The organism is Brevundimonas sp., assembly GCF_032017145.1.
In the GTDB taxonomy this organism is placed as follows: domain Bacteria; phylum Pseudomonadota; class Alphaproteobacteria; order Caulobacterales; family Caulobacteraceae; genus Brevundimonas.
In genome coordinates this window covers 1-12,324 of sequence record NZ_DALZQC010000095.1, presented here as the reverse complement: position 1 = coordinate 12,324, position 12,324 = coordinate 1, and the positions used below count along the sequence as shown (strand labels likewise).

At 66.8% G+C, this 12,324-nt stretch carries 14 protein-coding genes; 6 read left to right on the top strand and 8 right to left on the bottom strand.

Annotation, left to right across the window (positions count from 1 at the left end; translation table 11 throughout):
* Positions 1 to 203 precede the first annotated feature (203 nt).
* From RTU05_RS14010 to RTU05_RS14000, 3 genes are all read right to left on the bottom strand, one after another.
* On the bottom strand, positions 204 to 2,603 hold the full coding sequence (locus tag RTU05_RS14010) for an LPS assembly protein LptD (RefSeq protein WP_312598974.1): 2,400 nt from the start codon (positions 2,601 to 2,603) through the stop codon (positions 204 to 206).
* 99 nt (positions 2,604 to 2,702) lie between these two features.
* The gene (lptG, locus tag RTU05_RS14005; protein ID WP_312598973.1) at positions 2,703 to 3,854 is read right to left on the bottom strand and encodes an LPS export ABC transporter permease LptG; all 1,152 of its coding nucleotides are present in this window, start codon (positions 3,852 to 3,854) and stop codon (positions 2,703 to 2,705) included.
* Entirely contained in the window at positions 3,851 to 4,987 is a 1,137-nt protein-coding gene (locus RTU05_RS14000) for an LptF/LptG family permease (RefSeq protein ID WP_312598972.1), read from the bottom strand. Before RTU05_RS14000 ends, lptG begins: the two co-directional genes overlap by 4 nt.
* Before the next feature lie 142 nt (positions 4,988 to 5,129).
* On the opposite strand from RTU05_RS14000, the gene RTU05_RS13995 reads away from it, so the two are divergent.
* The 4 genes from RTU05_RS13995 to RTU05_RS13980 are packed head-to-tail and all read left to right on the top strand — an operon-like array spanning position 5,130 to position 7,723.
* Entirely contained in the window at positions 5,130 to 6,605 is a 1,476-nt protein-coding gene (locus RTU05_RS13995) for a leucyl aminopeptidase (protein WP_312598971.1), read from the top strand.
* A gap of 21 nt (positions 6,606 to 6,626) precedes the next feature.
* Positions 6,627 to 7,085, top strand: a complete 459-nt coding sequence (locus tag RTU05_RS13990; protein WP_312598970.1) for a DNA polymerase III subunit chi — start codon at positions 6,627 to 6,629, stop codon at positions 7,083 to 7,085.
* Positions 7,043 to 7,399 carry a hypothetical protein gene (locus RTU05_RS13985; protein ID WP_312598969.1) on the top strand — a complete coding sequence of 119 codons (357 nt, stop codon included), beginning with the start codon at positions 7,043 to 7,045 and terminating at the stop codon, positions 7,397 to 7,399. The genes RTU05_RS13990 and RTU05_RS13985 overlap by 43 nt, the downstream gene beginning before the upstream one ends.
* A 24-nt stretch (positions 7,400 to 7,423) precedes the next feature.
* Positions 7,424 to 7,723 (top strand): hemolysin, encoded by a 300-nt coding sequence (locus RTU05_RS13980; RefSeq protein WP_312598968.1) that lies wholly within the window; start codon positions 7,424 to 7,426, stop codon positions 7,721 to 7,723.
* A gap of 4 nt (positions 7,724 to 7,727) precedes the next feature.
* Here RTU05_RS13980 and RTU05_RS13975 read toward each other — a convergent pair whose 3' ends face one another.
* A complete protein-coding gene (locus RTU05_RS13975; RefSeq protein WP_312598967.1) occupies positions 7,728 to 8,654 on the bottom strand; it encodes a LysR family transcriptional regulator in 927 nt (308 codons plus the stop codon).
* Between the two features lie 122 nt (positions 8,655 to 8,776).
* Between RTU05_RS13975 and RTU05_RS13970 the strand changes: the two genes are divergently transcribed.
* The gene (locus RTU05_RS13970) at positions 8,777 to 9,475 is read left to right on the top strand and encodes a pirin family protein (protein WP_312598966.1); all 699 of its coding nucleotides are present in this window, start codon (positions 8,777 to 8,779) and stop codon (positions 9,473 to 9,475) included.
* Between the two features lie 85 nt (positions 9,476 to 9,560).
* Entirely contained in the window at positions 9,561 to 9,959 is a 399-nt protein-coding gene (locus RTU05_RS13965; RefSeq protein WP_312598965.1) for a DoxX family protein, read from the top strand.
* 69 nt (positions 9,960 to 10,028) lie between these two features.
* Here RTU05_RS13965 and pip read toward each other — a convergent pair whose 3' ends face one another.
* The 4 genes from pip to RTU05_RS13945 form a co-directional block, all read right to left on the bottom strand.
* Positions 10,029 to 11,003 carry a prolyl aminopeptidase gene (gene pip, locus RTU05_RS13960; RefSeq protein WP_312598964.1) on the bottom strand — a complete coding sequence of 325 codons (975 nt, stop codon included), beginning with the start codon at positions 11,001 to 11,003 and terminating at the stop codon, positions 10,029 to 10,031.
* A gap of 30 nt (positions 11,004 to 11,033) precedes the next feature.
* Positions 11,034 to 11,390 carry a DUF423 domain-containing protein gene (locus RTU05_RS13955; RefSeq protein ID WP_312598963.1) on the bottom strand — a complete coding sequence of 119 codons (357 nt, stop codon included), beginning with the start codon at positions 11,388 to 11,390 and terminating at the stop codon, positions 11,034 to 11,036.
* Between the two features lie 43 nt (positions 11,391 to 11,433).
* The gene (locus RTU05_RS13950; protein WP_312598962.1) at positions 11,434 to 12,066 is read right to left on the bottom strand and encodes a hypothetical protein; all 633 of its coding nucleotides are present in this window, start codon (positions 12,064 to 12,066) and stop codon (positions 11,434 to 11,436) included.
* Between the two features lie 60 nt (positions 12,067 to 12,126).
* A partial coding sequence (locus RTU05_RS13945; protein WP_312598961.1) for a hypothetical protein occupies positions 12,127 to 12,324 on the bottom strand: 198 nt, incomplete at its 5' end.

Below are 12,324 nucleotides of genomic sequence, written 5' to 3'. Positions count from 1 at the left end.
CCCTGGCCCGGCGTCTGAGCCGGAGTTTGGGCGGACCCTTGCGGGCGGGCCGGGGCCGTCTGGCCATGGGCCGAACCGGCGAGCAGGACCGCCGCGAGCGCAGCCCCCGTCGAATAACGCATCAAACCCATTGCTCGTCCTGATTCCTCACAGCGGTCCGCCAGCCAGACGGGCAGGCGGTCGCGCCCCGTAAAGCGTCATGCTCAACGCATGTCGCCCTGTCCATAACCTGAACCTCCGAAAGTGGCGAGGTTTAGGCGCACATAGATGCCTTCGGACGGTCCGCCGGGCCGGGCGCGGGTGTTGTCGCGGCGATAGCCCAGTTCGAACCGGAAGCAGTCGTCGTCGAACAGCATGCCGACTTCGGACCGGGTGATCTCGTTCTCGTCCAGGTCGGCGATGCCGGCGACGGTGAAACCCCAGTTGCGATAGAGGAACTGCTGGCCCGTCAGCTGAACGAACTCGTAGTTTCGGTTGAACGGACCATCGACGGGGTTGGACTGGTCCAGGATATAGCTGACGATGGCCTGGTTGCGCCGGCCCCAGCGACCATCCAGCGCGGCTTCGGCGCGCCGAACCTCGCCCGATCCGTCCACGGTGGCGTGGAACCAGCTGCGGATTCGATCCGACGGCGAGAAGTCGCCCTGAACCACCCAGTCCGAGGTTTCCGACGCCAGGCCGGTGGGATCGTAAAGGCGCGCAGGCGCGTCGGGGATGGAGGTCTTGAAGTCGTCCTGCTGCTGGAAGCGATAGCTGCGGCCGATGAACAGGCTGGCCTTGCGTCCTTCGGACCAGCGAATCGTGGCGCGCCCCCCTGCGGTCAGACGCGCGCCGCCTTCCAGCAGGTCGTAGCCGGAGAAGCGGTCCATGCGGAACAGCGAGGATTCGTCCAGTTCGAGAACCTGCGCGTCCTCGATGGGAATACGCGGGTCCAGATCGACCTTGTTGGACACCGAGAACTGGCCCACCGGCTCCAGGATGATGTCGGCGTCGCCGGCGCGCTTGATCAGCGGATAGGTCACATCCAGCCCGGCGCTGAGGCGAGAGCGGCTGATCGTGGCGTCGCTGTCGATCCCCATCATCGGCGGCAGGTCGGACATGGAATACAGATCGACGCGGGTGTCCACGAACGGCTCGACCCGCACCCCGACCGGAAGGATGACGGTGCGCCGCCATTCCAGCTGGCCGGTGACGCGGCGGCTGTCCACGCCAGTCAGGCCCTCCGTGACCGGCGGCACGATCTCGGGGTTCAGGATGGGCGCGCCGACGAAACGGTCGCGATACAGCGACACCGCCGAACCCTTCAGCCGCAGCCGGCCGCCCATGACCAGCTCGTGCGGCTCCCACCGGGCGTCGATCAGGGGCGCGACCAGGGACAGGGTGTGATCGTCCTCGAACACCTTGAAGCCGTTGGCGTCGCGGAAATCGGTGGCGGCGAAGGCGGGGTCGAGCCGCAGGCTCTGGATCGAGAAGGCGGCGACCGACACATAGGAACGGTCGGTCTGATGCTCGGCGTAGATCTGGCTGATCAGCCGGCGCCGATCCCCGTAGTAGAGACCGTTGTCCTGATAGGGCGAGCGGATGTCGTAGCGGTCGAACAGCGTCTTGTCCGAGGTCCGCTCGGCCGTGAAGCCGAAGCGCCAGGGCCCGTCGGGATCGAACTCGCCATGCGACAGCAGATAGCTGCGGTTCTCACGGTCGCCGAAGCGGGCGTTGCTCTCCAGCCGACCGTCGCCGTCGATGTCGAAGTCGCCGAAGTTGCGCTCATTGGTATAGCCGCCGCGCGCCACGATCATGCCGTCGGCGAACCGTCGCCGCCATTGCAGGTTCAGAAGCGGCGCGACCTTGGTGTTGATCTGCGGGCTGATCAGCCAGTCTTCGGACGGCGAGACGACGTGGAGGTAGGGAACCTCCACCGACACGCCCCGACCCTCGTCGAGGTTGACGATGGGCACCAGGACGCCGGACGCTCGCTCGACCGAGGGGTCGGGGTGGGCGAAGAAGGGCGTGTAGAAGACCGGCAAGGGGCCGATATAGAAGACGGCGTTCCGATACAGGATGGCGCGAAGCTGTTCGTCCTGAACCACGCGCTCGGCCTGGATCGAGATGGTAGGGCGGCGCGGCCCGTTCTCGTCGCAGATCGGGCAGGGGGTGAATCGGGCGTAGTTCAGCTCGTTGACGTTTTCGCTGCGGCGCACAGCCGTCGCGGCCATCAGGCTGGCGCCATTGGGCAGGCGGGTGGCGAAATCCACCGCCACGCCCGTGGTCAGGTTCTGGTCCAACTCCAGATGGCTGGCGTAGACGACCGTGCCGTTAGGGGCGATGGCCTCGACATCGCCCTGGCCTGTCGCTGAGCCTGCGTTCAGATCGTAGGACAGGCTTTCGCCGCGCAGCACATGGCCGCGCGTGCGGACGTAGGCCCGGTTCTCGGGCGTGCCGTTGACCACGATGGCGTCGCCGACACGCTGGGCGTTGTCGGCGTCCACATAGACGGCGTTCGGCGCCAGACCATCGGACGGCGCGGATATCTGCACCGCAGGCGGAGTGGCGCGCGCATCGGTCTGGGCGAAGACCGGCGTGGCCAGGGGCGCGCAGGCGACCAAGGCGGCGCCGGCGAGAAGCCTTGCTCTGAAAGCGTTGCGGCGTCGATCGTGGCGATCACCCTGCATAGGCCATCCGTATTCTGAGAAGCGAGCGCCCGATTAGCCGTCTTCGGTATAGAACAGCAAGGTAAAGGCTGCGAGCGCCGTCAGAACGGGCGGCAGCCACGCGGCGACGAAGGGCGCCACGACCTCGGCCGATCCCATGGCCGACGAAAACTGGTTCAAAAAGAAGAAGGCGAAGCCCAGCACGACGGCGGCCCCGCTCATTCGCGCAAGATCGCCCAGCCGCATCAGGCGAAGCGAGAAGGCGGCGGCCAGAATCGACATGGCGGCGAACACCAGGGGGGTGGCCAGAAGCTGCTGGAAGCGCAGTCGATAGGCGGTGGAGGTGAAGCCGGCGTTCTCGATCCGGCTGATCTGGTTCGGCAATGACCAGAAGGGGGTCGATTGCGGCCGGGCGAACCGCTCGAACGCCTCCTCGTCGGCCAGACTGGAGACCAGGGTCAGGCTGGAATAGCTGACGGCGCGCTGGCCGATCTGGGCTCCGACCGCATCGGTCAGCCGCCAGCTTCCGGCGTTCAGCGAGGCGGACTTGGCGTCGATCCGCTCCGAGAAGGTGCGACCGCCGCCGGGCGCGGTGGTGTAGATGAAGAAGCTGACGTCCAGCAGGCGGGCGTTGGCCCGGTCCTGACGGCCGGCGCAAATGATCATCTGGCGTTGGTCGTCGCCTTCGCGCAGCCAGATCGCCGCGTTCGGATCGCCGCCGGGCGCCGTTCCCGAGATGCGGGCGCGTTCGCGCTGCCAAAGGCCGTCCCCGGCCGAGGCCAGCGGTCCCAGGACTGTCACCGTCGCCACGCCCAGGACGAAGGCCATGCCGGCCGCTGGCAGCACGAACCGCCACGCAGAAACGCCTGCTGCACGCATGGCGATCAACTCGCTTCGCCGGTTCAGGCCAATGAAGGCCGACAGGGTGCCGAACAGGAAGACGAACGGCATGAGTTGCAGGATCACCGAGGGCGATTTCAGCAACACAAGGCCGAAGATCCGCACCGCCGACAGGTCCTGATCCGACCCCAGCCCACGCGACACTTCGACAAAGTCGATCAGCATGACCAGGCCGGCGATCACCGCCAGCGCCACGGCCAGCGACCTGGACTGCTGCACCAGCACATAGCGCTCGATGACGCCCAGGCGGGGGATGTGCGGCGAACGGCGGGCCGGCGCCGTCGAACGCGGGGTGACGGCGGTCATGCGAACCTCGCCTTCAGATCGCGCAGGACGCGGGCGCTACGGCTGCGACGCGGCTTCAGGGCGCGGAACAGGACCCGCAGGGATATGGCGACCGCGACGATGGGCACGACATATTGCAGCACGTTCAGGCTGGCGTTCCAGGCGCTGCCGGCGACCAGTCCGTAGCCGATGACGCGCAGCAGCAGGAACAGGCCCGCCGCCTTGGCGATCCGCAGCGTATAGCCGGTGCGGCTGAACGATCCGCCCAGAATGGCCGACAGGGCCAGCGCCATGGCCACCAGGGCGTAGAGAGGCGAGGAAAGCCGCGAATGGGCCTCGGCCAACAGTTCGCCGCGCGTGCCTGCGACCTCCACGATCTTGGCCGTGGGGTTCAGCAACTGCCGCAGATAGAGGTCGGTGGGCTTGAAGCGCAGGGTGTCGGTCACGCCGACGAACGGGGCAAGCGAGAAGTCGTAGCGGCCGAACGACAGCGTCTCCAGAACTCCGCCCGACGAATAGCGCTGGGCCGAGCCGTCGATCATCGTCAGGACCGGCGTGCCGGCGGCGTCACGGCTGAATCGCGCCTCTGCGGCGTTCCAGGTCGTGACCTTGTCCTTGTCGTCCAGATAGACGAACAGATTCTTCAGCAGGCCGTTCTGTTCGATCTGCTGCACATAGACGGTCAGGCCGTCAGGCCCCTGAACGAACTGTCCCTCTTCGACCAGAAGGGCGGCCAGGTCGGTTCGGATGTCGAACGCCTGGCGTCGCGCCTCCTGCTGGGCCCAGGGCAGCAGGAAGACATTGACCAACAGGGTGACAAGCGCGACCAGAACAGCGATGCGCGCGGCGGGAGAGATCACCTGCCACCGGGTCATGCCGCCGGCGAAGCTGGCCGTCAGCTCCTGCTCCCGCTGCAGCCGCGTCAAGGCGATCAGGGCGCCGACGAACAGGCCGATGGGCAGAATCACCGCCAGCAGCTGCGGCAGGGCCAGCAGCGTCAGCTTGACCATGATCCACACGCTCTGGCCCCGCTCGACGATGACCTGGAGTTGGTCCAGGCTCTGGCTCAGAATTCCGATTCCCGCCAGCGCCGCGCAGGCGGCGACCACCGGGAAGAGGATCTGGCGGAAAAGGTATCTTTGAATCAGGGTCATGGGCGGATGGACTTCGCCCGGTTGCAGGCGGCGACATTGAGGCGCATCTAGTAGCACATCACGGCGCGTCGGCGACAAGCGGACGCGCCATTGTCTTTTAGTCTTTGCAGACGCCGGGTGGGGCCTGGCTGGAGTTGGTTGAATGAAGATCGAATTCGTCGCCGCCGTGGACGCCGCCGAAATTGTCGCGGTTCTCGTGTTCGAAGATCGCGCCCTGACGGCGGCCGGTTCGGCGCTGGACGGCAAGGCGGGCGGCGCCCTGACCAAGGCGATGACGAAGGGCCGCTTCACCGGCAAGGCGGGCCAAAGCCTGCTGATCGCCGCCCCGTCGGGCGTGGACGCGGATTCGGTCCTGCTGATCGGCGCGGGCGACAAGGCCAAGCTGGACGATCTGGCGGTCGAGGCTTTCGGCGGTTCGGCCTATGCGGCGGTCAAGCTGTCGGGCGCCGAGGTGCTGACCATCGACGCATCGGACCTGACGCCCGAGCAGGCGGCGCGGGCGGGCTTCGCGGCGCGTCTGGCGGCCTACCGCTTCGACAAATACCGCACCACGCAAAAGGCCGACAAGATTCCGTCGATCACGGCGGTTCGCGTCGTCACCGCCGACCTGCGCGCCGCTGAGGCGGCGCTGGAGCCGCTGTCGGCCGTGGCGGACGGTGTGATCTTCGCCCGCGACCTGGTGTCGGAACCCGCAAACGTCCTCTATCCGGCCGAGTTCGCCAAGCGCGTCAAGGCGCTGGAAAGCCTGGGCCTGGAGGTCGAAATCCTGGGCGAGGCCGAGATGGAGAAGCTGGGCATGCGCACCCTGCTGGGCGTCGGACAGGGCAGCCGTCGCGAAAGCCAGCTGGCCGTGATCCAGTGGAAGGGCGGCGAGGCCGGTGGTCAGCCTATCGCCTTCGTCGGCAAGGGAGTCTGCTTCGACACCGGCGGCATTTCCATCAAGCCGGCCGACGGCATGGAGGACATGAAGTGGGACATGGGCGGCGCGGCCGCCGTGACCGGAACCATGATCGCCCTGGCCGGCCGCAAGGCCAAGGTCAACGCCGTGGGCGTTCTGGGCCTGGTCGAGAACATGCCGGACGGCAACGCCCAGCGTCCTGGCGACGTGGTGGTGTCCATGTCGGGCCAGACGGTCGAGGTGATCAACACCGACGCCGAAGGGCGCCTCGTGCTGGCCGACGCGCTCTGGTACACGCAGGAGCGTTTCAAGCCCAGGTTCATGATCGACCTGGCCACCCTGACGGGCGCCATGATCGTGGCGCTGGGCCTGGACTACGCCGGCGTCTTCTCCAACTCCGACGATGTGGCCGATCCGATCCTGGCGGCGGCCAAGAAGGTGGGCGAGAACTTCTGGCGGATGCCGATCCCGGCCATCTACGAACAGCACATCGATTCCAAGATCGCCGATGTAAAGAACACCGGCAACGGTCGCGCCGGCGGTTCGATCACCGCCGCCCTGTTCCTGCAACGCTTCACCAACGGCGTGCCGTGGGCGCACCTGGACATCGCCCCGACCGCCTGGGCCAACAAGAGCCCCAACCCCACCGTGCCCGAGGGCGGCGTCGGCTTCGCCGTACGCACCCTGGACCGTATGGTGGCCGACACCTACGAAGCCTGATCGTCGGATAGGTAGGGCCGGATGAGCGGCAAGCCCGAAATCTGGTTCTACCACCTGGAGCGGTCCACGCTGGACCAGGTGCTGCCGACCCTGCTCGAAAAGACGATCGAGCGGGGCTGGCGCGCCATGGTGAAGTCGTCGCATTCCCATCGTCTGGACGATGTGGACGAACTGCTCTGGACGTTTCGCGAAGACAGCTTCCTACCGCACGGCCGGGCCGATCAGCCCCATGCCGAGCGACAGCCCGTGCTGTTGAGCGAAACGGGCGAGAACCTGAACGGCGCTCAGGCGCTGTTCATTGTCGACGATGCAGACATGGGCGCAACGGAAGGGTTCGAACGATGCTTCATAATTTTCGACGGGCGGGACGAACCGGCGCTGCAGCACGCGCGCGGCCGCTGGAGGACGCTGAAGGATCAGGGCGCCGATCTGGCCTATTGGAAACAGTCGGACGAAGGGCGCTGGGAAAAGGCGGCCTGATCCTACTGGGCCTGCTGGCGGCCTGTTCGACGCCGGTGTCCGAGGCGCCCGCCCCGCGCGCGGTCGAGCAGGCGCAGCTGAACCCGCCTGTCGGCAGCCGGATGCCGACCGGGCAGACGGAAGACTTCTGCAAGGCCGGAGAGATGCAATATCTGGTCGGCAAGTCGCGCACCGAGATTCCGGTGCCGGTCGAGGTGGTCAATCGTCGCGTGACCTGTACCACCTGCCCGGTGCAACAGGATTTCTCGGCGTATCGCCTGAACATCTTCTACAATGAGCAGACCGGGATCATCGAACAGGTTCGCTGCGGCTGAGCCGAATAGGAAAAGGGACGGATCATGAAAATCATCGTCAGCACGCTGCTCGCAGCCGGCGCCTTGGCGCTCTCGGCCTGCGCCCCGACCCAGACCACGACGCCGCCGACGAGCGGATCGGAACCCGCCTTCAAGGCGTGCAAGGTCGAGGATTATCAAAGCTACGTCGGGCGTAATCGCTCGACCATTCCGAGCGCTCCGACCGGCCAGACCTTCCGCATCCTGTGCACCACCTGCCCTGCGACCATGGACTATCGCGAGAACCGGGTGAACTTCGTGTTCGACGAGGCGACCAACATCGTCAAGGACGTGAAGTGCGGCTGACGCCCTATCGGCCGACCGTATCGCCGGGCCACAAAGGCTTGCTGAACCGGTCGGCCAGATAGTCCATCAGGGCCGTGACCCGTGCGGGTCGCGGTCCGCTGTTGGGCGCCACCAGATGAAGGGCGATGGGCGGCAGGCTCCAGTCGGTCATGACGGTCTCCAGACGGCCGCTCGAGACATCTCTCCAGTATATGAAGTCCGGTTGGGGGAAGATGCCCAGCCCCGCGCACAGCGAGGCCGTCAGGGCGTCGGAGTTGTTGGCGCGCAACGGCCCCTGCGGCCGCACAACCACCTCTTCACCCGCCGCATTGCTGAACCGCCAGATGTCGGGCGTCGGCATATAGGCGTAGCAGAGGCAGGCATGGCGGTTCAGATCGTTCGGATGGGTCGGCCGCCCCCGCTGCGCCAGATAGGTGGGCGAGGCGACCAGGGCGCGTTTGACCGGCCTCAGCTTCCGCGCGGTCAGCGAGGAATCGGGCAGGGCGGCGATACGCAGGGCGCAGTCGAAACCGCCGCCGACCAGATCGATCACCTCGTCCGCCAGATGCAGGTCGATCGAGATGTCGGGATTGGTGGCCAGAAACTCGGGCAGGGCGGGGGCCACATAGGCCATGCCGAACGACATGGGCGCGGCCAGTCGCACCAGTCCGCGCGGCGTCACCGACATGTCCAGCGCCTCTGACACCGCCCCTTCCGCCTCGGCCAGCATATGGGCCGCGCGGCCCGCCAGGGTTCGGCCTGTGTCCGTCAGGGCGAACCGGCGCGAGGTCCGGTGAAGAAGGGTGGTCTGAAGCTGTTGCTCCAGCCGCGTCACCGCCTTGGACACAGTGGCCTTGGACAGGGACAGGCTGTCCGCCGCCCCGGAAAACGACTGGGTCTCCGCCACCTTGGCGAAGATGGCCAGGGCTTCCAGATCGGGCAGGCGTGACATGCGGCGGCCTATTCGAAGCGAAACAATGAGTTTCGTTGGTTTCTATTTCTGTTCGGTCGCCGATCTCTATCTTGTCGTCAAGCAAAGGCGTCGGACGGTTCCGACGCGAAAGGACCCCACCGATGATCGAGCGCAGACCGTTTGAATCCCTTGGCGGCGCCAACCACGGCTGGCTGAACGCCAAACACCATTTCTCCTTCGCCAACTACTACGATCCCAACCGGATGAGCTGGGGCAATCTGCGTGTCTGGAACGACGACGAGATCGCGCCCGGCACGGGTTTCCCGCCCCATCCGCACGCCGACATGGAGATCATCACCTATGTCCGCGACGGCGCCATCAGCCACGAGGACAGCCTGGGCAACAAGGGCCGCACGGTCGCGGGCGACGTTCAGGTGATGAGCGCGGGCACAGGCATCCGGCACGCGGAATACAACGCCGAGCCGGAACTGACCCGGATCTTCCAGATATGGATCGAACCGACGCGGCGCGGCGATGCGCCCAGCTGGGGCGCCAAGCCCTTCCCGAAGGGCGAACGGGCCGGGCAGTTCGTAGTCCTGGCGTCCGGCTTCGACGACGATGACGACGCCCTGTCGATCCGCACCGATGCGCGGGTTGTCGCGGCGACGCTGAATGCGGGCGACAGCGCCGACTATCCGATAGGCGCCGCGCGTCGCGCCTATCTGGTGCCGGCCAAGGGCGAGGTCGAGGTCAACGGCGTTCGCCTGAATGCTCGCGACGGCGCCGCCATCGCCCAGGAAGACGTCATCACGGTCAAGGCCCTGTCGGACGCCGAGATCGTGTTGGTGGACGCGGCCTGATTTTCGGATCAAGCTTCACGGTCGGACCTCGGTCCGGCCGTGAAATCCGCATCGCGTCAGCGCGCGAGAAGAGGGAGGGAAGACGATGTTCAACCAAGCAAGCGCGTGGTCGCAGAGAGCCTTGGCGGCGCTACGGATCGTCGCCGGTCTGCTGTTTCTGGCCCACGGGCTGGTCAAGCTGTTCGGCTTCCCAGCCGGCGCCGAACCTGGCCAGCAGGAACTGTTCTCCCTGTTCGGCATCGGCGGCGCCATCGAATTGGTGACGGGCGTGCTGCTGGTGCTGGGCCTGTTCACTCGCCCGGCGGCCTTCATCGCCTCGGGTCAGATGGCGGTGGCCTATTGGATGTTCCACTTTCCGCGCGACCCGATGCCGGCGGTGAACGGCGGCGATGCGGCCATCCTGTTCTGCTTTGTCTTCCTCTACATCTTCACCTCAGGGCCAGGCGCGTGGAGCCTGGACGAGCGCGGCTCCAGACGGTTCTGAACCCAGCAGGCGAAAGGGCCGCCCCGTGATCGACGTGGCGGCCCCTTCTTCTCTGACCTGAGGTCGGCTTCAGGCGGTCGCGGCCCAGTCGGTGGCGCGCACCAGACTGTCGACGATGCCTGGCTCCGACGAGGCGTGGCCGGCGTCGTCCACGATATCCAGGCGCGCCTCGGGCCAGGCGCGGTGAAGGGCCCAGGCGCCGGAAATCGGCGTGACGACATCAAAGCGACCCTGGGCGATCCAGCACGGGATATGCCGCATCCGGTCCACTTTCTTCAGGATCCAGCCGTCCTCCTCGAAGAAGCCGGCGTTGGTGAAGAACCAGTTTTCGATCCGGGCGAAGGCCACGGCGAACTCCGGCTCCGCGAACTTCTCGGGCCGGGCGTTGGGGCCTTCCACGCTGACGGTCTCGCCCTCCCAGCTTGACCAGGCGACCGCGCAGCGCTCGCGCTCGGCCACGTCGTCGCCGATCAATCGCTTGTAATAGGCCGCCATAAGGTCGCCGCGCTCGGTCTCGGGGATGGGTTCCAGGAATCGCTCCCAGGCGTCGGGGAAGATCATCGAGGCGCCGTCCTGATAGAACCAGTGCAACTCCTTCTTTGTCAGCAGGAAGATGCCGCGCAGCACCAGGGCCCTGACCCGCTCGGGGTGGGTGATGGCGTAGGCCATCGACAGGGTCGAACCCCACGACCCACCAAATACGACCCATTTCTCGACGCCGCACAAAACCCGCAGCCGCTCGATGTCCGCGATCAGGGTCCAGGTGGTGTTGTCCTCCAGTGAAGCGTGGGGGCGCGACAGGCCGCAACCGCGCTGATCGAACATGATGATCCGATAGACGGCTGGATCGAAGAACCGGCGCATTCCCGGATTGACCGCGCCGCCCGGGCCGCCGTGCAGCACGATGACCGGAACGCCATGCGGATTGCCGGATTCCTCGTAGTAGATTTCGTGTACGCCCTCCGTCTTCATCCAGCCCGAGGCGTAGGCATCGATCTCGGGATACAGGCTGCGACGCGGATCGGCGGGCGTGGGGAAGGCCATGCAGGGGGTCTTTCTACTCGGACGAAACGATCAGGAACGAAGGGCGGCCAAGGCGAGGCACAGCCAGCCGGCGATCATCAGCACCCCGCCGATGGGGGCGATCGCGCCGAAGGCCGGCACGCCGACGAAGGCGATCAGCAGCAGGGACAAACAGAAGATCAGGCCCCCGACGGACGCGAGCCAGCCGGCTATGGACGCCAGTCTTGCGCCCGCCTGCCATTGAACGGCGGCGACCGCCAGGACCGCATGGATCAGCTGATACTGGGCGCCGGTGGTCAACAGCGTCTTGATCTGCGGCCCCGCGCCATGGGCGGCGAAGGCCCCGACGGCGACCGCCATTGCGCCGTTCAGGGCGGCGAAGAATATCAGTTTGCGACTCACGATCATCTGGCCAACCTAGACCGTAGATCGACCCCTGTCTTTCGCTCGTTCACCCGGCGCGGGGCAGGGGCGTCAGGTGGCTGGCCATGGCCGAGGCGGCGGCCTTGACGCCCTTGCGCACGGCGGCCTCATTGGCGGGGGCAGGTGCGCGCAGCAGGCCGATGGAGGGCGTCAAGGGCCCGTCCGGCAGATCGGCCAGCACCCGGTAGAGCAGATAGGAACCGGCGTCCTCTTCCGCCTCGGACGAAGCGTCGGCTTCAAGACCCGCAGCGGTCAGGGCGCGCACGATGTCGGCGACCGGCGCCGTGGCGCGGGCGACGCCGGGGCCGGTGCTGGACAGGCGATGCTTGTGATCCAGCGTCCGGTTTTCGGCCCGCATCTGGACCCGGAAGCCTTGCCCCTTGTGCGTGCGGCCGACCAGCAGGACGGCGCGGCAGTCGCCGCTGCCAAGATACGCCGCCATTGTCGAGGCCAGGGCGTCGGGGTCGTCGCCGACGATCGGCACGGCGCGCGCGCCCGCCGGGCTCCATATTTCGCCGGACAGGTCCTCGACCAAATCCCAGCCCGCGTCCTCGCCCTCATAGGCGCAGATGATGATGCCGGGGCGGCGGTCGCCGTTTCGGGGATCGGCATCCTCTAGGCTGTCGATCTCGCTCATCGTGCCGGCCATCGCCACGCCCATGACAGTTCGGTGACCCGCAAGTGGCGGCAACTGGAGGGCATCGTCAAGTCCCGTCGCTCCCTAGCCCAGATCGCCGACAGCGGCGTCCAGCAGCATGAAGGCGCGTCCGGCGTCCGACGCCAGGGCGGTCTGAACCGCCGCCGCATCGCCCGCGCGGGCCGCAGCAGCCAGGCCGCCCGCGAAATGGCGCACATAGCGTTCGGCGTCGGTGCGCAGTTCGGCGTCGCTGAGCACCCGGCGCGACACGCTGCGAACGGC